The organism is Glacieibacterium arshaanense (genome assembly GCF_004681125.1).
In the GTDB taxonomy this organism is placed as follows: Bacteria; Pseudomonadota; Alphaproteobacteria; order Sphingomonadales; family Sphingomonadaceae; genus Polymorphobacter_A; species Polymorphobacter_A arshaanense.
Map to the genome: position 1 here is coordinate 875,577 of NZ_SIHO01000002.1, position 20,843 is coordinate 896,419.

Annotated in this window: 21 protein-coding genes and 2 pseudogenes; 12 read left to right on the forward strand and 11 right to left on the reverse strand. The window is 65.0% G+C overall.

What is annotated here, in order from left to right; all coding sequences use genetic code 11:
• The first annotated feature begins 151 nt into the window (after positions 1-151).
• Complete coding sequence (locus tag EUV02_RS10400; protein WP_135246154.1) at positions 152-664, forward strand: regulatory protein RecX; 513 nt, start codon at positions 152-154, stop codon at positions 662-664.
• A gap of 99 nt (positions 665-763) precedes the next feature.
• On the opposite strand, the gene EUV02_RS10405 is transcribed toward EUV02_RS10400, so the two are convergent.
• The 3 genes from EUV02_RS10405 to EUV02_RS10415 all read right to left on the reverse strand — a co-directional run bounded on the left by EUV02_RS10405 (position 764) and on the right by EUV02_RS10415 (position 4,108).
• A complete protein-coding gene (locus tag EUV02_RS10405) occupies positions 764-2,338 on the reverse strand; it encodes an NTP transferase domain-containing protein (RefSeq protein WP_135246155.1) in 1,575 nt (524 codons plus the stop codon).
• Between the two features lie 160 nt (positions 2,339-2,498).
• Positions 2,499-3,464 (reverse strand): XdhC family protein, encoded by a 966-nt coding sequence (locus tag EUV02_RS10410; protein WP_135246156.1) that lies wholly within the window; start codon positions 3,462-3,464, stop codon positions 2,499-2,501.
• Positions 3,464-4,108, reverse strand: coding sequence for an SRPBCC family protein (locus tag EUV02_RS10415; RefSeq protein WP_135246157.1), 645 nt, complete (start codon positions 4,106-4,108; stop codon positions 3,464-3,466). Before EUV02_RS10415 ends, EUV02_RS10410 begins: the two co-directional genes overlap by 1 nt.
• 164 nt (positions 4,109-4,272) lie before the next feature.
• Here EUV02_RS10415 and EUV02_RS10420 point away from each other — a divergent pair, with 164 nt between their 5' ends.
• The 5 genes and pseudogenes from EUV02_RS10420 to EUV02_RS15940 form a co-directional block, all read left to right on the forward strand.
• A complete protein-coding gene (locus EUV02_RS10420; RefSeq protein ID WP_243445858.1) occupies positions 4,273-4,878 on the forward strand; it encodes a cold-shock protein in 606 nt (201 codons plus the stop codon).
• Positions 4,878-5,384, forward strand: a complete 507-nt coding sequence (locus EUV02_RS10425; RefSeq protein ID WP_243445859.1) for a DUF192 domain-containing protein — start codon at positions 4,878-4,880, stop codon at positions 5,382-5,384. The genes EUV02_RS10420 and EUV02_RS10425 overlap by 1 nt, the downstream gene beginning before the upstream one ends.
• Before the next feature lie 98 nt (positions 5,385-5,482).
• A complete protein-coding gene (locus tag EUV02_RS10430; protein ID WP_135246159.1) occupies positions 5,483-5,875 on the forward strand; it encodes an NADH:ubiquinone oxidoreductase subunit NDUFA12 in 393 nt (130 codons plus the stop codon).
• Positions 5,876-6,376 carry an outer membrane lipid asymmetry maintenance protein MlaD gene (mlaD, locus tag EUV02_RS10435; RefSeq protein ID WP_135246160.1) on the forward strand — a complete coding sequence of 167 codons (501 nt, stop codon included), beginning with the start codon at positions 5,876-5,878 and terminating at the stop codon, positions 6,374-6,376.
• Positions 6,377-6,537: 161 nt separating this feature from the next.
• Positions 6,538-6,744, forward strand: a pseudogene (locus tag EUV02_RS15940) (DUF2155 domain-containing protein); the annotation flags it as partial.
• 35 nt (positions 6,745-6,779) lie between these two features.
• Here EUV02_RS15940 and aat read toward each other — a convergent pair.
• The 3 genes from aat to EUV02_RS10455 form a co-directional block, all read right to left on the reverse strand.
• Positions 6,780-7,493 carry a leucyl/phenylalanyl-tRNA--protein transferase gene (aat, locus tag EUV02_RS10445; protein ID WP_135246489.1) on the reverse strand — a complete coding sequence of 238 codons (714 nt, stop codon included), beginning with the start codon at positions 7,491-7,493 and terminating at the stop codon, positions 6,780-6,782.
• 157 nt (positions 7,494-7,650) lie between these two features.
• Positions 7,651-8,766 (reverse strand): zinc-binding dehydrogenase, encoded by a 1,116-nt coding sequence (locus EUV02_RS10450; protein WP_135246162.1) that lies wholly within the window; start codon positions 8,764-8,766, stop codon positions 7,651-7,653.
• 56 nt (positions 8,767-8,822) lie between these two features.
• Complete coding sequence (locus tag EUV02_RS10455) at positions 8,823-9,386, reverse strand: helix-turn-helix domain-containing protein (protein ID WP_135246163.1); 564 nt, start codon at positions 9,384-9,386, stop codon at positions 8,823-8,825.
• Between the two features lie 234 nt (positions 9,387-9,620).
• Between EUV02_RS10455 and EUV02_RS15945 the strand changes: the two are divergent.
• Both EUV02_RS15945 and EUV02_RS10465 read left to right on the forward strand, forming a co-directional pair.
• Positions 9,621-9,719: pseudogene (locus EUV02_RS15945) on the forward strand (DUF6456 domain-containing protein); the annotation flags it as partial.
• A gap of 67 nt (positions 9,720-9,786) precedes the next feature.
• Positions 9,787-11,040, forward strand: coding sequence for an alpha/beta hydrolase family protein (locus EUV02_RS10465; RefSeq protein ID WP_135246165.1), 1,254 nt, complete (start codon positions 9,787-9,789; stop codon positions 11,038-11,040).
• Between the two features lie 48 nt (positions 11,041-11,088).
• On the opposite strand, the gene EUV02_RS10470 is transcribed toward EUV02_RS10465, so the two are convergent.
• On the reverse strand, positions 11,089-12,045 hold the full coding sequence (locus EUV02_RS10470) for an NAD-dependent epimerase/dehydratase family protein (protein ID WP_135246166.1): 957 nt from the start codon (positions 12,043-12,045) through the stop codon (positions 11,089-11,091).
• 118 nt (positions 12,046-12,163) lie between these two features.
• On the opposite strand from EUV02_RS10470, the gene EUV02_RS10475 reads away from it, so the two are divergent.
• Together EUV02_RS10475 and EUV02_RS10480 are read left to right on the forward strand one after the other, a co-directional pair.
• Complete coding sequence (locus tag EUV02_RS10475; protein WP_135246167.1) at positions 12,164-13,108, forward strand: LysR family transcriptional regulator; 945 nt, start codon at positions 12,164-12,166, stop codon at positions 13,106-13,108.
• Positions 13,109-14,065: 957 nt separating this feature from the next.
• The gene (locus tag EUV02_RS10480; protein ID WP_135246168.1) at positions 14,066-15,232 is read left to right on the forward strand and encodes an OmpA family protein; all 1,167 of its coding nucleotides are present in this window, start codon (positions 14,066-14,068) and stop codon (positions 15,230-15,232) included.
• Positions 15,233-15,549: 317 nt separating this feature from the next.
• Here EUV02_RS10480 and EUV02_RS10485 read toward each other — a convergent pair whose 3' ends face one another.
• The 4 genes from EUV02_RS10485 to EUV02_RS10500 form a co-directional block, all read right to left on the reverse strand.
• Complete coding sequence (locus EUV02_RS10485) at positions 15,550-16,203, reverse strand: hypothetical protein (RefSeq protein WP_135246169.1); 654 nt, start codon at positions 16,201-16,203, stop codon at positions 15,550-15,552.
• Between the two features lie 224 nt (positions 16,204-16,427).
• Positions 16,428-16,736, reverse strand: a complete 309-nt coding sequence (locus tag EUV02_RS10490) for a hypothetical protein (protein ID WP_135246170.1) — start codon at positions 16,734-16,736, stop codon at positions 16,428-16,430.
• A 145-nt stretch (positions 16,737-16,881) separates the two neighbouring features.
• A complete protein-coding gene (gene lipB / locus EUV02_RS10495) occupies positions 16,882-17,544 on the reverse strand; it encodes a lipoyl(octanoyl) transferase LipB (protein WP_135246171.1) in 663 nt (220 codons plus the stop codon).
• Between the two features lie 13 nt (positions 17,545-17,557).
• Complete coding sequence (locus EUV02_RS10500) at positions 17,558-19,180, reverse strand: GMC family oxidoreductase (protein WP_135246172.1); 1,623 nt, start codon at positions 19,178-19,180, stop codon at positions 17,558-17,560.
• Positions 19,181-19,320: 140 nt separating this feature from the next.
• On the opposite strand from EUV02_RS10500, the gene EUV02_RS10505 reads away from it, so the two are divergent.
• Together EUV02_RS10505 and EUV02_RS10510 are read left to right on the forward strand one after the other, a co-directional pair.
• Positions 19,321-20,199 (forward strand): MBL fold metallo-hydrolase, encoded by an 879-nt coding sequence (locus EUV02_RS10505; protein ID WP_135246173.1) that lies wholly within the window; start codon positions 19,321-19,323, stop codon positions 20,197-20,199.
• The gene (locus EUV02_RS10510) at positions 20,196-20,840 is read left to right on the forward strand and encodes a DUF4230 domain-containing protein (RefSeq protein WP_135246174.1); all 645 of its coding nucleotides are present in this window, start codon (positions 20,196-20,198) and stop codon (positions 20,838-20,840) included. The genes EUV02_RS10505 and EUV02_RS10510 overlap by 4 nt, the downstream gene beginning before the upstream one ends.
• Positions 20,841-20,843: the final 3 nt, after the last annotated feature.

A 20,843-nucleotide genomic window follows, 5' to 3' on the forward strand; every position in this document is an offset into this window, starting at 1 on the left:
ACTCACGTTTTGCGACACCCGGTCGTTTATTCCCTTGGCAATGCCTCTTGGCGGGGGGCAACCCTGCCTGTGACATTGAACCACATTTCCCATCTGTCATAAACACACGTTCAAAATCGGACGCGACTATGGCAGGAACGTGGCAGAGCCCATGTCGCGCAACTATACCCCTCCACCGCTCGATGCCGACAGCCTGCGGGCGTTGGCACTGCGCTATGTCGCGCGCTACGCCACCAGCGCCGCGAAATTGCGGCAATATCTGACGCGTAAGATCAAGGAGCGAGGCTGGGACGGAGCTGCCGCGCCCGATAGCGAGGCGATTGTCGCCCGGATGATCGACCTCGGCTACATCGATGACCGGGTGTTCGGCGAGGCCAAGGTGCGCGGGCTTGCGGCACGCGGTTATGGCGCGCGGCGCGTCAGCCAGGCGCTGACCGCTGCCGGGCTCGACCGCGGGCTGGTTGCCGAACTCGCCGCCACGCCTGACGCCGATGCCGCAGCGCTGACCTATGCACGGCGCCGGCGCTTCGGGCGCTGGGACACCGCGCCCGCCGATCCGCTGCGCACGCGCAAGCAGTTTGCCGCAATGCTGCGCGCCGGGCATGCGCCGGCGGCGATCAAGCGGGCGCTGGGGGCGGATATCGACGAAGAGGGCTTCGAGTAGGGCCGCCGGCGGGCAGGGCCTTGGCCCTGCACCCGCATTTTACGCGGTCCCAACTCATGGGTGCAGGGCCAAGGCCCTGCCCGCCGGAGGCTTTGCCACCTATCCCTTGCGCGCAGCCGCCAGTGTCGCCGGATCATCGATATCGAATAACACGCCGTCGTCCGCCACCTCGACCTCGGTGACAAGGTCGGCGAATTCATCGAGCAGCGCCTTGCCGCCGCGGTCGCCGCTGCTGTCGGACAGGCGAGCGAGCCAGGCACGGCCGAACAACACGGGGTTGCCGCGCCGGCCGTCATGTACCGGCACGACGATGCTGCGTTCGGACGTTGCGGCGGCGGTTATGGCGGCGACGGTGGCGGCGCTGACGCGCGGCATGTCGCCCAATGCGACGAGGACGCCGCGCCAATCGCCGGGGATGGCGGCGAGGCCGGCGCGCAGCGAATGGCTCATGCCGCGCGCATAGTCGGCGGCTACGATGAACTGCACCGGCAAGCCGGCGAGTGCGGCGCGCACCGCGGCGGCTTCATGGCCGAGTACGACGAACACCGGCAGCCCGGCATCGATGAGCGCCTGCGCCGCGTGCGCGACCAGTGGCCGGCCGTTCAAGTCTTCGAGCAGTTTGAAGCTGCCCATCCGTGTCGAGCGCCCGGCGGCGAGCAGCACGGCGCCGATCGGTGCTAGGGCGGGGGCATGGCGGGCGCGCGGTTCGGGGCGTTCGGTTTCGGCCAGCAGCCCACCGCTGCCCATCGCTGCGATATCGGTGGCGGTGACGGGGATCCCCGCGAACAGTCGTTCAAGCACCCAGTCGAAGCCATTGCGCTTGGGGCTGCGTGCGCAACCGGGCAGGCCGATGACGGCGCGACTGCCGATCCGCCCGAGCACCAGCAGATTGCCCGGATCGACCGGCATGCCGAGGCGTTCGACGATACCGCCAGCGGCAACAATGGCCGCGGGAATGACATCGCCGCGATCGACCGTCGCCGACGCGCCGGCGACAAGCGTGATCGCGGCGTCGGTCGGGCGCCGCAGCAATGTGGCGAGCCTTGAGGTGTCATGCGCGCAATTTTCGGCCGTCACGACATGGCCGTGGCAGCCGGCGATGCGCCCCCGCGTCACCGTGTCGGTGCGCGCCAGCAATTTGTCGGCGGTGCCGGGCAGCGTGGTCTGGAACAGGTCGACGCCGAGACATTGGAAAGCTGCGACGCGGATCGGGACGACAGCCGCAAGCGCCGCCTCCAGCGCAGCTTCGCGCACCGCATAGGGAATGATCTTGATCGTCGCTATGATGTCGCCCTGCGCCACCCGCGCGAAGTCGGCGAGCGTACCCAGCGTCAGTGCTTCATCTACAGCATTGAGCGCATCGACCGCGGCGCGCGGCGCGGCAAGCAGCCCGTCGACATCCGCAATCAGGTTGACGCGGCCATGCACCGGCGCCAGCGCGGTGACGCCGCGCCCCGCCAGCGCAGTAGCCAGGCGCGTCGCGGCGGCATCCTCGGCGACTTCGCCGGGTTCGAACCGTGCGACGGTGACCTCGGCCAGCCCGGCTGCGCGCAGCGCGTCGCAGTCGGCGGCCGACAGCACGCGGCCCTTGGCCCAGCGCTTGCCATCCACCAGCAGCGAGTGCGCGAGGACTGCGCCTTCGCAATCGGCGACCGCGAGTGGCCCGAAGATCATCGCGCAGCAGGCCGGACGAAAGAAAGCGCCTCCGGCAGGGCAGGCCGCAGGCCTGCACCGATCGTTTCAGGGTGCGCAACATACACCAAAGTCAGCCGCACTGGCACCGCCCCAAACCTATGGTGCAGGCCTGCGGCCTGCCCGCCGGAGGCCCTCGAACTCAAAGCCGCCCGCGCCACGCCGCGGTCATCTGCGCCGCGATCGACAGCGCAATTTCGGCGGGGTTGGCAGCACCGATATCGAGCCCGGCGGGGCCATGGACGCGCGCCAGATCTTCGGCGCCGAAGCCTGCGGCGGCGAGTCGTTCGAGGCGGTTGGCGTGGTTTTTCCGCGAGCCGAGTGCCGCGATGAAATAGGCGGGCGAGCGCAACGCGGCGATCAGCGCGAGGTCATCGAGCTTGGGGTCGTGCGATAAGGCGACGACGGCGCTGGCGCTGTTGGGTTGCCATTCGGCCAGTGCTTCGTCGGGCCAGCGCGGATCGACACCGACGCCGGCAAAGCGCGCTTCGGAGGAGAACAGCCCGCGCGGATCGATGACGCTGGGGGCATGACCGATCAGCCGTGCCAGCGGCACCAGCGTCTGCGCGATATGCACGGCGCCGATGATGGCGATGCGCAGCGGTGGCTCGTAGCGGTTGAGGAAGACGCCGTCGCTGCCCGGCCCGGGGCGCGCATCGGCGGGTGCCAGAGTCGTGGCACCGGTGGCGAGGTCGGTGGCGAGCGTCGCGCCTGTGCCATTTTGTCGCAGCCGCGCCAGTTCATCGAGCAATTCGGGCGGAAAATGCGCGGCATCGATGCTTTGCAGCAGCACCGAAATGCGGCCGCCGCACGCCAGCCCGACTTCCCAGGCGCGCGCATCGGCGACGCCGTAGTCGAGTATCTTGAAGCCACCGTCCTGCACCAGCGCGAGCGCCTCGGTGACGACATCGCCTTCGACGCAACCACCGCTGACCGATCCTTCGAAATGGCCGTCATCGCGCACCACCAGATGCGCGCCGATACGCCGCGGCGCCGAGCCCCAGGTCTTGGCGACGGTGGCGATGGCGACGCGGTGGCCGGCGCGCAGCCAGCCGCGTGCCGCTTCGAGGACGGGATCGAGGTCGTCAAGCAGCGGCGAGGAAGTCATTACTGCATCTGCCAGAACAGCAGCGCGAGAACGATCAACACCAGTAGGCCGCCCCAGACCAACGGCGACAGGCCCTTGCCCTGCGGTGCCACGGGGGTGGCGCCACCGTTGGCGGCACCAAGCTGCGCGGCATCACCGCCGACGGCCAGCCCTTCACCGGCAGCCGCATCGCCGCTTTCGACGACGGCCGGCGGGCCTTCGACTTCGATCTTGAACTTCTCGAAGAACGATTCGGCATAGGCCTTGGCGGTGCCTTCGATGAGCCGCGCGCCGAGCTGCGCGAGCTTGCCGCCTACGCTCGAGGTCACGACATACGACAGCCGCGTGGTCTCCAGATCGCCTTCGCCGACGGGGGTCAGGATGACTTCGGCATTGCCCTTGGCGAAACCGGCGACGCCGCCCTTGCCTTCGCCGACGATGACATAGCGGTTCGGCGGATCGAGTTCGGTCAGGTTGACGCCGCCGGTGAAGGTGGCGCGCACCGGCCCGACCTTGGCGTTCATCTTGCCTTCGAAGCGATCGTCACCGACGCGCGTCAGCGTTTCGACACCGTCGATGCAGCGCGCCAGAACATCGGGGTCGTTGAGCTTGGCCCAGACCAGACTGCGCGGCGCCGCAATGTAGGATTCGCCTTTGAGTTCCATGAAATCGCTCCCTGATGGTGGCCACAATAGGCGACATTTGCGCGTGGCGGCAGTGCCAATCTTGCCCGCCGTCGGCATTTTGCCCGCGACAACAAGCTATTGTGCGCCAGCATCACTGTGCTAACGTTTCCTTGAAGTTGGTAATGGTTGCGTGGGAGCCGGTTATGACCGAGCACGCTTGGGTGCAGCGCGACTCGTCGATAGTTGATGGAATTGCTGTGGACAACGTCGATAACGATTTGCGAATTCGGGGGTTCGTCAAGTGGTTCGATGCGGTGCGCGGCTATGGCTTCATCGTTCCTGACGACAATTCCGGCGATGTACTGATTCACTTCACTGTTGTCCGTGATGCTGGTCGCCGCACCTTGCCCGAAGGCGCGACGGTGACCTGCTATGCTGTCGAACGCGAACGTGGGCGCCAGGCGCGCGCCATCATCGAACTCGACTTGACCACCGCGACCGGGCCCGACCCGGAAACTGCAGTCAACCGCATGGCGTCGCGCGTCGATCCGACCGAGTTGTTCGAAAACGCCGGGCCGAGCGAGCCGGTCATCGTCAAATGGTTCAACCGCCTCAAGGGCTACGGCTTTGTCACGCGTCCCGACGGTGAGGCGGATATCTTCGTGCATATGGAAACTGTGCGCCGCGCCGGGCTCGCCGAGCTGATGCCGGGGCAGATGCTGCACGCGCGCATTACCGAAGGCCAGAAAGGCCCGCTGGTGGTAGCGCTATCCGATACGCCGTCACCCGCGACCGACGAGGCTTTGTGATGACACAGCGGTTGACGCCGCGCGTGCTGCGCGGCGTGCTGGCACTGGCGCTGTTGACGCCTGGTCTGGCGACGGTTGCTGCGGCCTATGACGCTGCCGCACCCAACGCCGGCGTGGCGCAGACCGGGCTGGCGACGGTGCCGCTGACGATTCAGACCGCGACGGGCAAACATCGCTACACCGTCGAGGTGGCGGCCTCGCCGCAGGCGCAGGAGACCGGGCTGATGTACCGGCGCTCGATGCCGGCGAACCACGGCATGATCTTTCCGTTCTCAACGTCGCGGGTGCTGACGTTCTGGATGGAAAACACCTGGCTGCCGCTTGACCTGGTGTTCATCGGCGAAGACGGCAAGGTCGTCAGCATCGCCGCCAACGCCAAGCCGATGTCGCGCGACATCATCAGCTCGCAGGTGCCGGCGCGCGCTGTGCTCGAACTCAATGGCGGCGAGGCCGCGCGCATCGGGCTGCGGCCGGGCGACAAGGTGACTTACAAGCTGCCGAAGTAAGTGCGCAGCCTGTCACGCGCCGTGATGGTGCTTGCACTTTGGCAAGATTTCGGGCTCTAACGGCGGCCATTGGTTGGTTTTCGTGCAAGGCATCGCACATGGGTTTGCTTCTCAATATTTTCACCTGGTGGAACGGGCCGACATACGGCACGCGCTTCATGACGTGGCGCCGCGGTGCCGAGGTCGGTCGCGATGATCAGGGCAATATCTATTACGCGTCGAAGCCCGGCCTGAAGGGACCGCAGCAGCGCTGGGTGATCTACAACGGCGCACCCGAAGCAACGCGCGTACCGCCCGAATGGCACATGTGGCTGCACAAGACCGTCGACACGACGCCCGATGAAGCGCCGCTCAAGCCCCGCGTCTGGGAAAAGCCGTGGCACCCCAATTTGACCGGCACCGGCCGTGCGCATGTGCCGTCGGGCAGCCTGAACGTTGGCGGCCAGCGTGCACGTGCAACCGGCGATTATGAAGCGTGGAGCCCCGAATAAATGATATCGACGCTGCGCGAAAACGTCGTCGAGGCGCTGATCGGCGCGTTGGTCATTGCCGTGGCGGTGTGGTTCGTCGTGTTCGCCTATGGCCGCACCAGCGCCGACAGCCGCGCCGGCTATCCGGTGCTGGCGCGCTTCCCCAACGCCACCGGCATCACGCCGGGCACCGACATCCGCGTTTCGGGCATCAAGGTCGGCGTGGTTTCGCAGCAGAAGCTCGACCCCAAGACCTATCAGGCGGTGGTGACGATGCGCGTCGATGATACGCTCAAGCTGCCGATCGACACCAGCGCGGCGATCACCTCCGAAGGTATTCTCGGCGGCAGCTATATCTCGCTGGTACCGGGCGGCGAGCCCGACATGCTGCGCCCCGGCGACGAAATCACCGATACGCAGGGCGCCACCGACCTGATGGGGCTGATCGGATCGGTCATCAACAACAGCGGCAGCAAAAACGCCGCACCGGCTGCTGCACCCGCCGCCGCACCACAACCGTGAGCCTGTTTCTGGCGCTGGCGGCAGCGGTGGCAGTGTCGGCGCCTGCTGCGACGCCCGCTGCGGCACCCGCCAAAACGGCCGCACCCAAAGCTGCCGCCGCGCCGCCGGCCGCCGTCAACGTCGCGCAGCCGACCCCGGTCAACGAACGCGTCGCTGAACTTATGGCGCTCGACAAGCGCACCGGCAAATCGCAGGGGTTCGCCATCAAGGCCGGGCAGCAACTGGCGTTCGGGTCGCTGCTGATCCGCATGCGAGCCTGCGAAACCACGCCCGAATGGGAACAGAAGCAAACCGCCGCGTTCCTGCAGATTGACGAGGTAACGTCGGCAACGGCGCGCAAGCGCGTCTATTCGGGCTGGATGTTCGCCGAAAGTCCGTCGCTCAACCCGCTGCAGAACCCGCGCTACGACGTCTGGGTCAAAAGCTGCACGATGTCCTTCCCGGCGACCGGGCCTGACACCGTGGTCGCCTCACGCGCCGGCCCGGGTGATAAAACCTCTGGCGACCCGAAGCGCGCGTCGAGCGCGCCGAAATCCCCCGCGCCAGCGACAGCCGACGCCAACAGCCCGCGGTAGGCCGCACGCGGTATCGCCTTGGCGCCGAAGTGGCTGAGGTGTTCGGTCAAGAACTGCGTGTCGAGCAGGGTGAAGCCGCCAAAACGCAACCGCGCCACCAAATGCGCCAGCGCCACCTTCGAGGCGTCGCGTACCCGGGTGAACATGCTTTCGCCGAAGAACGCCGCGCCGATCTTGACGCCGTACAGCCCGCCAACCAGTTCGCCGTCCTGCCAGCATTCGATCGAATGCGCCGCACCGCGTTCGAACAGCGCGGTATAGGCCTCGGTAATCGTCGCATTGATCCAGCTTTCCTCACGCCCTTCGGCAGCGGCCGCGCAACCGGCCATCACCTCGGTAAAGGCGCGGTCGGCAGTGACCTGGAAGCGGTCGGCGCGGATGACCTTGGCGAGCGAGCGCGGCAGGTGGAAACCGTCCAACGGCAGAACGCCGCGAATCTTGGGCTCGACCCAGAATACGTCGGGTGACGACCGCGTTTCGCCCATCGGGAACATGCCGGCGCCATAGGCACGCAGCAGCAGGTCAGGGTCGAGGTGCTGGATTTGCTGGGAAGGCGGGGGGATGATGGTCATGGCAGGAAGCGAAGGGCCTCCGGCGGGCAGGCCAGTCTTTGCAAACAAATTAGGGGCCTGCACCCGATTGTAGTGCGCCAATTAATGGGTGCAGGCCTCAGGCCTGCCCGCCGGAGGCCCTTCTTCGTCAAGGCAGCATCACCTGCCGGATCGCCCGCCCGCTGGCGAGCTCGTCAAGCAGGTGGTTGATGTCCGACAGCGGCGACGTCGAGGTCAGCAGTCGTTCGACGGGCAGCCGACCGGCGCGCCAAAGCGCGATGTAGCGCGGGATGTCGCGTGACGGGATCGACGAGCCCATGTAGCTGCCCATCAGCGTCTTGCCGTCACCGACGAGCGAAACCGCCGGGATTTCAAGCATTTCGGCGGGGTTGGGCAGCCCGACGGTGATGGTGCGGCCACCACGGCGCGTCGATTTATAGGCGTCTGCCAGCACCTTGGCGCGGCCGACCGATTCGATTGCCACATCGGCGCCGCCGTTCGTCAGTGCGGCGATGGTGGCGGCGGCGTCATCGGGGTGGACGGCGGCGGTGGCGCCGAGTTCGAGCGCGAGGTCGCGCTTGGCGGCGACGGGATCGACGGCGATGACCGGTTGCGCGCCGGCGGCCAGCGCGCCGAGCAAGGCAGCCAGCCCGACGCCGCCGAGGCCGTAGAGTGCCACCGACTCGCCGGGGCGGACTGCCGCGGTGTTGAACACAGCGCCGACGCCGGTCAGCACCGCGCAGCCGAACAGCGCGGCGATTTCGGGGGCGATGTCCGACGGGATTTTGACCGCCGAGCGTTCGTCGATGACCGCGTGCGTTGCGAACGCCGACACGCCCATGTGATGATGGACGGCATGGCCGTTTTCTTCGAGCCGACTGCCGCCGCGCATCAGCAGGCCGGCGCCGTTCGCGGCCGCACCCGCGGCGCACAGATAGCCCTGGCCGCTGGCACACGTCGGGCATTTGCCGCACGCCGGCAGGAACGCGAGCACGACGCGGTCGCCGGGCGCGAAGCTGCTGCCGGGGCTTGATTCCAGCACAGTGGCGGCGGCTTCATGGCCGATCGCCATCGGCATGGGACGCGGCCGGTCGCCGTTGACCACCGACAAATCCGAATGGCACAGCCCGCAGGCATCGATCTTGACCAGCAGTTCGCCGTCGCGCGGCGGCGCTAGGTCGAGCGCGGCAATGCGCATCGGCTGCGTGTCGGCAAACGGCCCGACGGCGCCGATGGTATCGAGGACGGCGGCGGTAATCTTCATGTCAAACTCCGTGACGCGACTTCAACACAACGCGGATTGGCGAGCAGCTGTTCGAATCAAAGCGCGCGGATCAGCGTCCGCACAACACCGATCCACGGCGCATCGGCAATGACCAGCTGTCGCGCGCCGGGCGTGAGCGGCAGGATCTGCAACATGCTGCCATCGGTGCCGGCGAGGCGGCCGAAGGCGAAGCGCCCGGCAGCGCGGGGCACCAGCACGTCGCGGTTGACGGCGGTGGCGAAGTCTTCGGGGCCCAGCCGTTCGAGCCACAGCGAATCGCCGGTGCGATAATCACCGACCGCGGCTTCGACGAGTACGCCGACGAAGCTGCCTTCGGGCATCGGCGGCAACAGCGCCTGTTCGCGCTTGGGGGCGCTGATACCCAGCGAGGTCAGCACTGCGGCGAGCGGCACGTCGACGCGGTCGGGCAGGGTGACCAGGTCCGACGGCTCGACACCGAGCGCGCCGGCAATGCGGTTGAGCCAGCCGACTGAAACGGTGCGCATGCCGGTTTCGAGACGGCCGATGGTCTGCGCCGTCGTCGGCGGCACGCAGGCGGCGGCAACTTCATGCAATGTCATGTGCTTGGATTTGCGGACATCGCGGATGCGGGTGATCATGGCTTGGCCTTCCTGAACCGTATCGGTTCGCCTCTGTCCTACAACCGTGCAGTTATGGCAAGGACTGATTCGCACATTCCGCAAATTTGTTGGAGAATAGCCATGTCGCACGCCCGCAAACCCCGGCCCGAAGCCCGTGATGTCGCCTTACCCGATGCGCACAACCGGTTGCTGGCCGAAAAGCGCCTGTCGCCCTCGGACGCCATCGACCGCGTCCGCGTTACCGTCAATCTCGCCGAACGCAGTCTCGGCTGGCCGTCGCGTGCGGGCAAGCTGGTGCTGCTGCTGGCGCTCGACCGGCTCGATACGCACTATACGCGCGGCGGGCGCTGACCATCGCGGCACTGGGCTTGGCGGCCAAGATGACTTACACGCCGCGCAGGAACCGAGGGGATTTGTCATGATACTGCGCGCTTTGCTGGCCTGGATGTTGCTGCTGGCGATGCCGGTCGCGGTGCAGGCCGACGCGGTGGCGTCCGCTAAACCCGTCGCGGTCTCATCGGGCGTCACCTATGAGCTGATCGGCAGCTACGACAAAGCGCGGCTCGACAAGATACTGTCGTCCGAGCTGCAAAATTTTATGTCGAGTTCGACGGTGCCGCACGAATTTGACGGCAAGTTCGCGCCGGCGCGTTACGATGTCCGGCTGTATCGCGTCACCTACCGCTCGGTGGTGCCCGAACTCGGCAACCGGCCGACAGTCGCATCGGGGCTGGTGGCGATTCCGCAAAACGGCGTGCGCGGCGCGCAGACGCTGCCGGTTGTGTCGTACCAGCACGGCACGGTGTTCGACAAAAGCTGGGTGCCGTCGAACCCCGACAGCTCAGCCGAAACGCGCATCATGATCGCGGCGTTCGCGGCGCAGGGTTATGTGGTGATCGGCGCCGACTATTTCGGGCGCGGCATTTCCGACCTGCCCGACAGCTACCTCGTCAAGCGCAGCACGCAACAGGCGGCCTATGACATGCTGTTGGCGGCGAACGACGTACTGAAGGCGCAGCAGGTGACGCCGGGCAAGTTGTTCGTCAGCGGCTGGTCGCAGGGCGGCTGGGGGACGATGGTGTTCCTGCAGCGACTCGAGGAGCTCGGCGTCAAGGTGACCGCAGCGGCAGCCGCGAGCGCGCCGGTCGATGTCTATCTGACGATCAACCGCTGGATGGGCAATCCGCAGCCGATCGACGCGGTTTACCTGCCGGGCTGCGCGGCGCTGCAGTTGCAGGCGCAGGAATATTATCTGCAGCAGGGCGGCCTGACCGAGTCGGCGATCAACCCGCAATACCTCGCCGCATCGCGGGCATTCTACGCCGGCGAGATGAGCTGGGAGGACTTCATGAAGGCCACCGGCCCCAAGCTGACGGGCTTCATGCGCCCCGAGTTTGTCGCCGCCGGCGCTATCGGCACCGCACCCTATTGGCGGGTGCTGCAGGACAACCAGGCCTATCGCTGGAAAAGCGTGACGCCGCTGCGCGCCTATATCGGCGGCAGCGACGAGGTCACGCCCGAATATATCGGCAAGCTTCCGGAAGCGACGCAAGCGCTGCTGGGCGGCGCACCGGCAACCACTATCAACGCCGGCGCCAAGGCCGACCACCGCGGCGTGTTCATATTCGGCGTGCTCGACCAAAAGGTCTGGTTCGACAGCCTGCTGAAATAGGACCTAGGAATTCGGGTGCAGGGGCTAGCCCCTGCCCGCCGGCGGCCCTCAAGCCGCCTGCGCTGCCCCGAACACGTCAGTCGCTGTGCTGCCCGCGAACGACCGCGCCGTTTCGACCGCACCGATCGCGAACGGCGTCAGCACCAGCCCGAAGCGTTGGCTAAAGCGGCGCGCGTCGACATGGTAGGGCCGGTCCCACTGGAAGCGCATTTCGGCCATTTCGCGCAGCATCGGCACTGCGAGGCCGAGCAACGGCAGCAGCGCCAACGGGATCGACAGCAGGCGCGGCTTGCCACCGGCGCCAAGCGCGAGGATCTGCCGCATCGTTTGCGTCGGCGCGCACGGCATATGCCAGACCTGGCCGAAGTCGCTGTCGGGGGCATCGAGCAGCATGACGACGGCGCGGCCGATATCGGGGACATAGGCGAAGTCATGCGGCATATCGGCAGGGGCGGCGAGCTGCGCGGTCTTGCCGCGCGCCAGGGCGCCGAACGCCATGTCGCCGAGGTGCGACTGCGTCACGCCGGGGCCGTAGAAATCGGGTGCGCGCAACGCCGCGACACGGACGCGGTCGCGGGCCGCTTGCCACAGCCGCGTCACTTCCGCGCGTGCGGCAGGTTTGCGGCCCTTGGCCGCCAGCGGCATGTCCTCGGTCAGCGGGCGGTCTTGCGCGCCGTACATGTAGAGATTGTCGACGAAGACCATGCGCGCGCCGGTTGCGGCGCAGCCTTCGAGCAAGTTGGTCATGGCGCGCGGCCAGTCGCGCAGCCACACCGCGCCGTCGTACGGCAAGCCGATGGTGACGACGATTTGCGCGGCGCCCGCAAGCGCTGCGTTGACAGAAGCGGGGTCGAGCACGTCACAGGACGTGAAGCCGACGCCGGGCGGCAGGTCGGCCGGGCGGCTGCGTTGCGCGACACGGACGCTGCCGCCACCGGCGAGCAGTGCGGCAACGGTGGCGCGACCGACGGGGCCGTAGCCGAGAACGAGAACTTCTTCCTGCATGTCATCTCTCCGATTGGTGCCGCCGTCAAAACTGGGGAGGGTGGCGGCGGCACAGGGTGGAGCCCTTCAATTAGGCGCCGCTTGACCATATTTGAAATGCATTGTTATGATAAAAAACATGCGTGAACTGAATATATCCGGTGTCGACCTCAATTTGCTGCCGCCGCTGCTGACGCTGCTACGGCGACGCAACGTCACGCATGCGGCGAATGATGCCGGGCTCAGCCAGCCGGCGATGAGCCGGGCGTTGGCGCGGTTGCGCGCGCTGCTGGGTGACCCGCTGCTGGTGCGCGGCAACCGCGGCTATGTGCTGACGCCGCGCGCGGCGGCGCTGCTGCCGCTGCTCGAATCTACGCTGGGCGGCGTGCGCGCGCTGCTGGCGCCGGCGGCGTTCGATCCGGCGGTGGCTGTGCGGACGATTCGGTTGGCGGCAACCGACACGCATGCGGTGCTGCTGCTGCCCGCGGTACTGGCGCGGCTGGCGGTGGAAGCGCCGGGAATCGACCTGCGCGTTGAAAGCTATGGTCCCGATTTGATCGCGCGCATCGAACGCGGCGATCTCGACCTGGCGTTTGCGACGAGCGCTACGCCGCTGCCGCCCGGCGCGATGAGCGCACCGGTGGCGCTCGACCGGCTGGCGTTGGTGATGCGGCGCGGCCATCCGGCGGCGGCACACGACTGGACGCTCGCCGATTATGGCCGCTGGCCGCATGTCGGGATTTCGCTGCTCGGCGACGGGGCGTCGGACCTCGATGCGCGGCTGGCTGCGGTAGGCGTCCGGCGGCGCTTCGCACTGGTGACGCCGTATTTCACCGCAGCGCTGGCCGCGGTCGGCAGTAGCGACTGCGTGACGACGCTAAGTGCGCGATTCGCCGAATTTTACGCCGACCAATTCGATTTGCTGGTCAAACCGCCGCCATTTACCGATTCGGATATCGGCATCACCATTGTCTGGTCCGATCTGCGCAATGGTGACCCGGTTCTGGCATGGTTCAGGGCGCTGCTCACCGAGGTGGCGGAGAATTTGAACCATGGCGAGCCACAAAAAGTACCAATAATGTGATTAATTGCATAGCAATATTGCTATAAAGAATGTTATTCCATACCGGCGATAAATGCGATGCGCTGGTTCGCCTGGAAGCATTCCGCAAGACGTCTGATTGGCGTATATGGTTATTTTCAATTTTTGCATGCTTTGTGACGAGCATCTCGTATAGAGCCGTTATCGCCAGACCGACGCCGACACGAGGGTGGAGGCGTCAAGCGAGTGCTTCCTGCCAGCGGTTTACGAGGGGACAATAAAGAGCCGATTTGGTGTATTTGGCTACGCAATAGTGCTGATTGCGATCGACTAAACAAAACAGCGCTTTGCAAGAGTTGCATATTGAGGGGATAAGTCGATGACGGATTTGAGCCCCCGATAGGTTCTACCATTCATTGGGGCAGGCCGAACGCAACGGTTGGTCATCTGTAGCAAGGCCAGCTTCCGCCCAGATGCACCGCCAAGTTTGTCGTAGCTCAGCCTTCTTCATGGTCAGCCGACTGCAGAGCCAGTGCCGGATGCACGCGTCGATTGTCGATGCAAGTTCAACGACCGATTAGACAGCATGTGACACTGATATCGCGACATTTGACTAAGGCTGCTGGCGCTTTGTCGCGCCGGCCGCAGGTTCCCCGGCGGGGTGACGGGCCCTAGCGTGATTGACGTTCGAACAGATGGCTGCTGGTTGTCAGTTACATGGCCATTAATCGCGTTGTTATTTGGCGGCAGCGACATGCTGGCCTCCGCAGCGGCACGGGCACCGATGCCGCATCGCGCGCAGCAATTCTGTCGATCCTCAACGAATTGCGCAAAATTGGTCTTATGGGGGGCCTAAACGGGCCGCATTGCCGTGAGTTAGTGCCGCAGTGTTGTTTGGTTGCAACAGGATTCGATGTTTCCCCGCTTGCACGCTTCCATGGCCTCCGCTAGACCTTTTCCGGGCTTCGTTTGAGGCGCGAATAACGAAAGGGGTACAACATGCGGAAATTTGCTGTAGCGCTGGCACTTGCCACGACTGCACTCGCTGGTCCGGCATTAGCTCATGACAAGGCTTGGTATGCCGGTCTTGATGCTGGTGCGATGATCGTCAATGCAACTAACTTCGACTTGACCAACGCGGCCGGCACCTTCACCGCCGTCAATGGCATGCGGAACACCTACGAAGTCGGCTATGACGTCGATGGCGTCGTCGGCTATGACTTTGGCGCAATCCGCACCGAATTCGAACTTGGCTATCGCAACTCGAACGTTCAGTCGATTGGTGTTCGCGGCGTGATCCCGGCGATCCAGTTGCCTTACGCAGGCATCGGCGTCCCGCCGACGGGTAACTACGAAGCTGCCGATGGCAACGCTGAGGTTCTGTCGTTCATGCTGAACGGCATGGTCGACTTCGGTGGCCATGAAGACTTCGGTTGGAGCGGTTTCGCTGGCGCCGGTGTCGGTATCGCGCAGGTCAAGAACTCGGGCCTGGTGCTGGTCAAGTATGGCGCGCACTATCTCGATGACAGCGACACCGGCATTGCTTGGCAGCTGCTGGCTGGTATCCGCAAGTCGGTCACCAAGCACGTCGATATCTCGCTGAAGTATCGCTACTTCAACGCGCCGAACGTGCAGACTTACAGCACCAATGGCGTGTTGTTCGAAAACAATTTCGTCAGCAACAGCCTGCTGATTGGCTTCACCTACAACTTCTACGAAGAAGCCGCTCCGCCGCCGCCGCCGCCGCCGCCTCCGCCGCCGCCTCCGCCCCCGTGCCCGCCGGCTGCTGTGACTCCTGGACCGTTCCTCGTCTTCTTCGATTGGGATAAGTCGATCGTCACGCCGGAAGCACAGGCAATCCTCGATCGCGCCGCTGAGCAGTTCGCTGCAACGGGCCAGACCAGTGTTGCTCTCGCCGGTTACACCGATACTTCGGGTACCGCCGACTACAACCTGCGTCTCTCGCAGCGTCGTGCTGACGCGGTGAAGGCCTACATGGCGACCAAGGGCGTTCCTGAAAGCGCAATGACCGCGCAGGGCTTCGGTGAAACGAACCTGCTCGTTCAGACCGCCGATGGTGTCCGCGAACCGCAGAACCGTCGTGTCGAGATCACCTTCAGCGGTGCTCCGGCGCCGGTGTCGAACGGCCCCTGCACGCCGCAGTAATCCGGCCGACATTCGGTTGAAAAATTCGGGGCTGCTCGCAAGAGCAGCCCCGTTTTTTTGTGCCAGCTGTTGTTGGACTGGCAATGCAGCTACGTGCCTTGCGCAAGTGGCGTTGGAATCTCAGCGCAGCTTTCCAACCCGTTGATCGACTGAAAATGGTCGGTATATCGATAAGCTCGACGCAGTCGCGCCGTGTGTCGAGTTCCAGGGGATCTAGGTAGAGCGCAAATAGCCGATTACTGCCGCTCGCTCCTAGCGCGGCGTAGCGATGAAAGAGCTATAGCGGCAAAGGCCGGAAATGCGCCGCCGGCTGCGCCTTAAGCGCCGAATTCAGGCAGCGGGCGTGGCGCGATGTCGACGATAATCAACGACTTCGGCAGGCCAACGCCGGGTTCTAGCGATGCCCGAATTTCCGGATTCAGACGAAGCGCAGCCTTGCCAAACCCTCCCTTGGGGAGCGACAGGATTTCACGGCCGACGATCCCGGCTTCTTCGCAAAATGGTATCTGTGCGTCGATTGTCGAAAAGCTGTTGTATGTCTTGGTGGTGTATTGGTCGAAACTGGTCTGGGCCTTTGCGCCATCATAGCGCTTGAAGTGATCCAGCATTGTCAGCCGCGCTTGATTCAATTCCTCCGAATGATGACGCAGGATGTCGTTGTACGTCTTCACTGTAGCCAGGAAGGGCAGGAATTGACACTGGAGCGCTGCAATATTGAGCGCAGCCCGGATATTCCAGACAGCGTTGGCTTCGGCCTCGGCAGCTGTGGTTTGACGCAATTTGACAGCCTGGGGTGCCGACGGACCGCGCTTGGTCGCAACGACAGGGTCTGCTGCCGGCGCTGCGGCTGCCGCGACCGGCTTGGGCTTCGTGGCCGTGGGCTTGCTGTTCTTGGTCGCGGCCGCGCCAGCACCACTCATCAGCAGTGCAGTCAACGCCGCAGTCGCCATAAGTACGCCCGAAGTTTTCATCACATTGCCTCGTCAGAAGGTCGGCCAACATTGGGGCTCTGATAGCGCCAGCCCTTGCAAACCTGTTTTCTACAAGCCGCGCGTGCAGGTCAATGCTGCGATTGGGCCGCCATCAGCCCCGCCGGCATATTCATGGGCCGAATTGGCGCAAAACAAGTGCAACGGACAAAAAAAGGGCCGCCATTGCTGGCGGCCCTTTCCGATAATCAAGGACTAACCGTTGATTACTTGGCAGCCGGTGCAGCTGCGTCGGCAGCCGGTGCAGCAGCGGTAGCAGCATCAGCAGCGGTCGTCGCGGTAGCGGCAGCGTCGGTCGCGGTTGCAGCAGCATCGGTCGCCGTTGCAGCGGCAGCAGCAGCGTCGGTAGCAGCCGTGTCGGTTGCCGGAGCGGCAGCCATGGCGTCAGCGGCCGGAGCTTCGGTCGTCGTTGCGGTGGTGGTGGTTTCGGTCTTCTTCTCGCCGCATGCGACGACAAGCAGTGCAACGCCAGCAACGAGCGTAACAGTCTTCAGCTTCTGTGCGAAATCACTCATGATAGTCTCCCAATAGTCCTGAGCAAGATACCTGCGGTTTCGGTTCAGCCCTTATCCCCTAACCAAGGTAGACATTAAACGTAAACGTGATGCGCCTCAAGGGGCATTGCTGCAGTGCCAAAATTTGCCAGCAAGGGTGACATTTTCACGACACCAAGGCCGCAAGAAAACTTGGAAACGTCGCTTTGAGCGCCGCATCTATGTCACCCATCGCGGTATTCTGGCCCAATGCGCGCAGACTTGTGACCCCGTGGTCGGCAATGCCGCACGGCACGATGCCGCCAAAGTGCGTCAGGTCGGGATCGACGTTGATGGCTGCCCCGTGCAGCGTGACCCAACGCCGCACCCGCACGCCGATGGCTGCAACCTTCTCTTCGCCGCGCGCTGTGTCCACCCACACACCGACACGCCCCGGCGCGACCTTTGCCGCAACGTCGAACTTTGCCAGCACGCGGATGATCCAGCGTTCGAGCTGCGTGACGAAGCAACGCACATCACGCCCGCGGCGTTCGAGGTCGAGCATCACATAGACAACGCGTTGGCCCGGGCCATGGTAGGTGTATTGGCCACCGCGCCCAGCGACATACACCGGGAACCGCGCGGGGTCGATCAAGTCATCGGCTTTGGCGCTAGTGCCGGCGGTATAAACCGGCGGATGCTCGACCAGCCAGATGCGTTCGCGGGCGGTGCCCGCGCGGATGTCGTCGGCACGCACCTGCATGAACGCCAGCGCGGCCGCATAGTCGGTCAGCCCGGGCTCGACACGCCACTCGACGCCGTCAATTTCGATACCCGGGCTGTGCGTCATGGCATCACCGTGGTCACGCCGCCTTAGCTTGCGCTCGCGCTGCAAGGATCAGATCGCTGGCCTTTTCGGCGATCATGATCGTCGGTGCGTTGGTGTTGCCCGATACCAGATACGGCATGACGCTGGCATCGACGACGCGCAGCCCGCTGACCCCGCGCACGCGCAAATCGCCGTCGAGCACAGCATCGGCATCGGCGCCCATGCGGCAGGTGCCGACTGGGTGGTAGATCGTCTCGCCCCAGTGGCGGATGGCCTCGACGAGCGTTTCGCGCGTCGCTGCGGCCGCCGGACCGGGCCAGACTTCCTCGCCACGGAAGGGCGCAAACGCTGCACTGGCACCGATGCGCCGCGCGATCTCGACGCCCTTGACGATCGTGTCGACATCTTCGGGCGCCGACAGATAGTTGGCATCAATCAACGGCGCCGCCAGCGGATCGCTCGACGCCAGCCGGATCGTGCCGCGACTTTCGGGGCGAACCTGGCAGACGTGGATCTGGTAGCCGTGCTGCGGCCCCATCTTCTCGCGGCCGTGCGGCGCGCCGACCAGGGGCATGAAATGCATCTGGATATCCGGCGCGGCGAGCCCTTCACGCGTCGACACGAAAGCGCCCGCCGGTGTCGGGATGTAGCTCGCCGGGCCGGTCTTGGCGAAGAACCATTTCCCCAACGCCGCCGCCTGGGTGAAAATAGAGCGGGTACCGTTGAGCGTCACCGGCTGCGTGCAATGCCATTGCACTTGCACGTCGAGATGGTCCTGCAGGTTGCTGCCGACATCGGGGCTGTCATGCACGACATCGATGCCCACCGACTTCAGGTGCGCCGCCGGTCCGACGCCCGACAGCATCAAAATCTGCGGCGAATTGATCGCGCCGCCGCACAGGATCGTCTCGGCAGCGGTCACCTCGATGCGCTTGCCGTCCTTGACATAAGCGACGCCGGTGGCGCGCTTGCCCTCGAACGTCACGCGTTCGACCTGGACATCGGTGCGGACTTCAAGGTTGGGGCGGCCCATGACCGGCGTCAGATAGCCGCGCGCCGCCGACCAGCGGCTGCCGTTCTTGATCGTCGAATCATAGATGCCGGCGCCTTCGAACTGCGGTCCGTTGAAATCATCGGTGTGCGGAATGCCGGCCTGCTGTGCCGCATCGAGGAACACGCTGATCAGGTCGTTGGGCAGCGCGCGCTTTTCGGTGTGCAGCGGGCCACCTTTGCCGTGGAACTCATCGGCACCGCGTTCGCTGTCCTCGCTGCGCCGGAAATACGGCAGCACATCGGCCCAGCCCCAGCCGGTCAGGCCGAGTTGCGCCCATCGATCATAATCGCTGCTGTGACCGCGTATATAGACCATGCCGTTGATCGACGACGAGCCGCCGACAACCTTGCCGCGCGGCCAATACATCTGGCGCCCGCCCATCGTCGGCTGCGGCACCGTCCAATAGCCCCAGTTGAGCGGGCTCTTGTTGTCGGGCGGCAGGATGGTCGCGATGCCGCCGGGCATGTTGACCATCGTCTTGTTGTCTTTGCCGCCGGCTTCGAGCAGCAGCACGCGGTTCTTCGGGTCGGCCGAAAGCCGGTTGGCGAGCACGCACCCGGCAGATCCTGCACCGACAATGATGAAATCGAACGCGTCACGCATGCTGCCACTCCCAAGGCTGATTTGAGCGCAGCTTTAATGCATTGGCCGCGCAGGGCAATACGGACATGGGCAATACGGGCAAATGCGTGTTTGTGCCGCGGCCCCTTCACATTCGGGCGCGACGCTGCCACATCAGCGCGATGAGCACCGCCGATGACCTTGTTGCCAACGCGCCCTATGGCCGCATCGAGCAACTGACCCCGCTGATCCGGCGCGTGCTGGCGAAGAACCCGTCGCCGTTCACCTATATCGGCACCGGCACCTATATCATCGGCGGCGGCGACACCGTCGCGGTGATCGATCCCGGCCCTGCCGAGCCCGCGCACGTCGCTGCACTGATCGACGCGGTCGCGGGAAAAACCGTCAGCCATATCGCCATCACCCACACGCACATGGACCATTCGCCCGCCGCACCGGCGCTGGCGGCCGCCACGGGCGCGCGCATTGTCGGCTGCATGCCGCTGGTGCTCAGCGACGATGGCCCGCGCGCCGATGCCGGATTTGATGCGACCTACGCCCCCGATGCGGTGATGGCCGATGGCGACAGCATTTCCGGACCCGACTGGACGCTGACTGCGCTGCACACGCCGGGCCACACCTCGAACCATTTGTGTTTCGCGCTGGCGCAGGAGAAGGCGTTGTTCACCGGCGACCATGTCATGGGCTGGTCGACAACGGTGGTGGCGCCGCCCGACGGCGACATGGCGGCGTATATGGCGAGCCTCAAGCTGCTGCTCGACCGTGACGACGCGATTTACTACCCGACGCACGGCGACCCGGTCACTGATCCGCAGCGCTTCGCGCGCGGGCTCATCACCCACCGCAAGCAGCGTGAAAACCAGATCATGAAGCTGCTCGGCGAAGCGCCGCAGTCGATCCCGGCAATGGTCGCCGTCATGTACGCAATGGTGGACAAAAAGCTCCACCCTGCTGCCGGTCGCTCGGTGCTGGCGCATCTGATCGATCTCGAAACGCGCGGCGTCGTCGTGCGCGACGGCGAAGTCTGGCGACTGGCATGAGGGGCGGGACGCTCCTCGTCGGCGTTGTCGCGCTCGGGCTGGGCATCGCCTATGGCCCGCAGCTCATCGAGAAGCTGCCGGCGCCGGTCAGCGGCTTCCTGACACGGCTCGGCGGCGACGAGGATGTCGTCGCGACGCTGGTGACCTCGGTTCACAAGATGAACGACCTCAGCGTTTTCGGCGCGCAGCTCTATTCGATCGTCAAGACGCCGCACGAAGGTCTGATCGATGCGCTCGACACCACGACCTGGGTCATCGTGCCGGGGTCGGTGCGCTATGTCGTCAATCTGTCGACGCTGGATCGTGGCAATTTCAACTGGGATGCGAAGACGCGGACGCTCGTCGTCGTCGTCCCCGATCCGGTGCCGACCGAGGCCAATATCGATGGCGCCCGCGCCCGCGTGCTGGTCGACGGTGTCGATCTGGCGACCGGCGATGAACGCGAACGCATCCTGCAAAAGAGCCTCGCCGTGGCGCGCGACGATATCGGCCGCAAGGCGCGCGAGGCGTTCTTTATGGGCTCGGCACGCGAAGCCGGCCGCGCTGCGTTGCAGGGGAATTTCGCCGCGCCGCTGGTTGCCGCCGGCCTCAATCCCAACGTTACCGTTCGCTTCCGAAGCGAAGCATTGCTGAAAGGCTAGACC

Excerpts from the sequence above, each read along its gene's own strand:
- mlaD (WP_135246160.1), top strand. The coding sequence starts at position 5,876 with ATGATATCGACGCTGCGCGAAAACGTCGTCGAGGCGCTGATCGGCGCG.
- lipB (WP_135246171.1), bottom strand. The coding sequence starts at position 17,544 with ATGACGCACAGCCCGGGTATCGAAATTGACGGCGTCGAGTGGCGTGTC.
- EUV02_RS10475 (WP_135246167.1), top strand. The coding sequence starts at position 12,164 with ATGCGTGAACTGAATATATCCGGTGTCGACCTCAATTTGCTGCCGCCG.
- EUV02_RS10425 (WP_243445859.1), top strand. The coding sequence starts at position 4,878 with ATGACACAGCGGTTGACGCCGCGCGTGCTGCGCGGCGTGCTGGCACTG.
- EUV02_RS10505 (WP_135246173.1), top strand. The coding sequence starts at position 19,321 with ATGAGCACCGCCGATGACCTTGTTGCCAACGCGCCCTATGGCCGCATC.
- EUV02_RS10480 (WP_135246168.1), top strand. The coding sequence starts at position 14,066 with ATGCGGAAATTTGCTGTAGCGCTGGCACTTGCCACGACTGCACTCGCT.
- EUV02_RS10400 (WP_135246154.1), top strand. The coding sequence starts at position 152 with ATGTCGCGCAACTATACCCCTCCACCGCTCGATGCCGACAGCCTGCGG.
- EUV02_RS10470 (WP_135246166.1), bottom strand. The coding sequence starts at position 12,045 with ATGCAGGAAGAAGTTCTCGTTCTCGGCTACGGCCCCGTCGGTCGCGCC.
- EUV02_RS10500 (WP_135246172.1), bottom strand. The coding sequence starts at position 19,180 with ATGCGTGACGCGTTCGATTTCATCATTGTCGGTGCAGGATCTGCCGGG.
- EUV02_RS10455 (WP_135246163.1), bottom strand. The coding sequence starts at position 9,386 with ATGATCACCCGCATCCGCGATGTCCGCAAATCCAAGCACATGACATTG.
- EUV02_RS10410 (WP_135246156.1), bottom strand. The coding sequence starts at position 3,464 with ATGACTTCCTCGCCGCTGCTTGACGACCTCGATCCCGTCCTCGAAGCG.
- EUV02_RS10415 (WP_135246157.1), bottom strand. The coding sequence starts at position 4,108 with ATGGAACTCAAAGGCGAATCCTACATTGCGGCGCCGCGCAGTCTGGTC.
- EUV02_RS10485 (WP_135246169.1), bottom strand. The coding sequence starts at position 16,203 with ATGAAAACTTCGGGCGTACTTATGGCGACTGCGGCGTTGACTGCACTG.
- EUV02_RS10510 (WP_135246174.1), top strand. The coding sequence starts at position 20,196 with ATGAGGGGCGGGACGCTCCTCGTCGGCGTTGTCGCGCTCGGGCTGGGC.
- EUV02_RS10465 (WP_135246165.1), top strand. The coding sequence starts at position 9,787 with ATGATACTGCGCGCTTTGCTGGCCTGGATGTTGCTGCTGGCGATGCCG.
- EUV02_RS10420 (WP_243445858.1), top strand. The coding sequence starts at position 4,273 with ATGACCGAGCACGCTTGGGTGCAGCGCGACTCGTCGATAGTTGATGGA.
- EUV02_RS10450 (WP_135246162.1), bottom strand. The coding sequence starts at position 8,766 with ATGAAGATTACCGCCGCCGTCCTCGATACCATCGGCGCCGTCGGGCCG.
- EUV02_RS10430 (WP_135246159.1), top strand. The coding sequence starts at position 5,483 with ATGGGTTTGCTTCTCAATATTTTCACCTGGTGGAACGGGCCGACATAC.
- EUV02_RS10405 (WP_135246155.1), bottom strand. The coding sequence starts at position 2,338 with ATGATCTTCGGGCCACTCGCGGTCGCCGATTGCGAAGGCGCAGTCCTC.
- EUV02_RS10490 (WP_135246170.1), bottom strand. The coding sequence starts at position 16,736 with ATGAGTGATTTCGCACAGAAGCTGAAGACTGTTACGCTCGTTGCTGGC.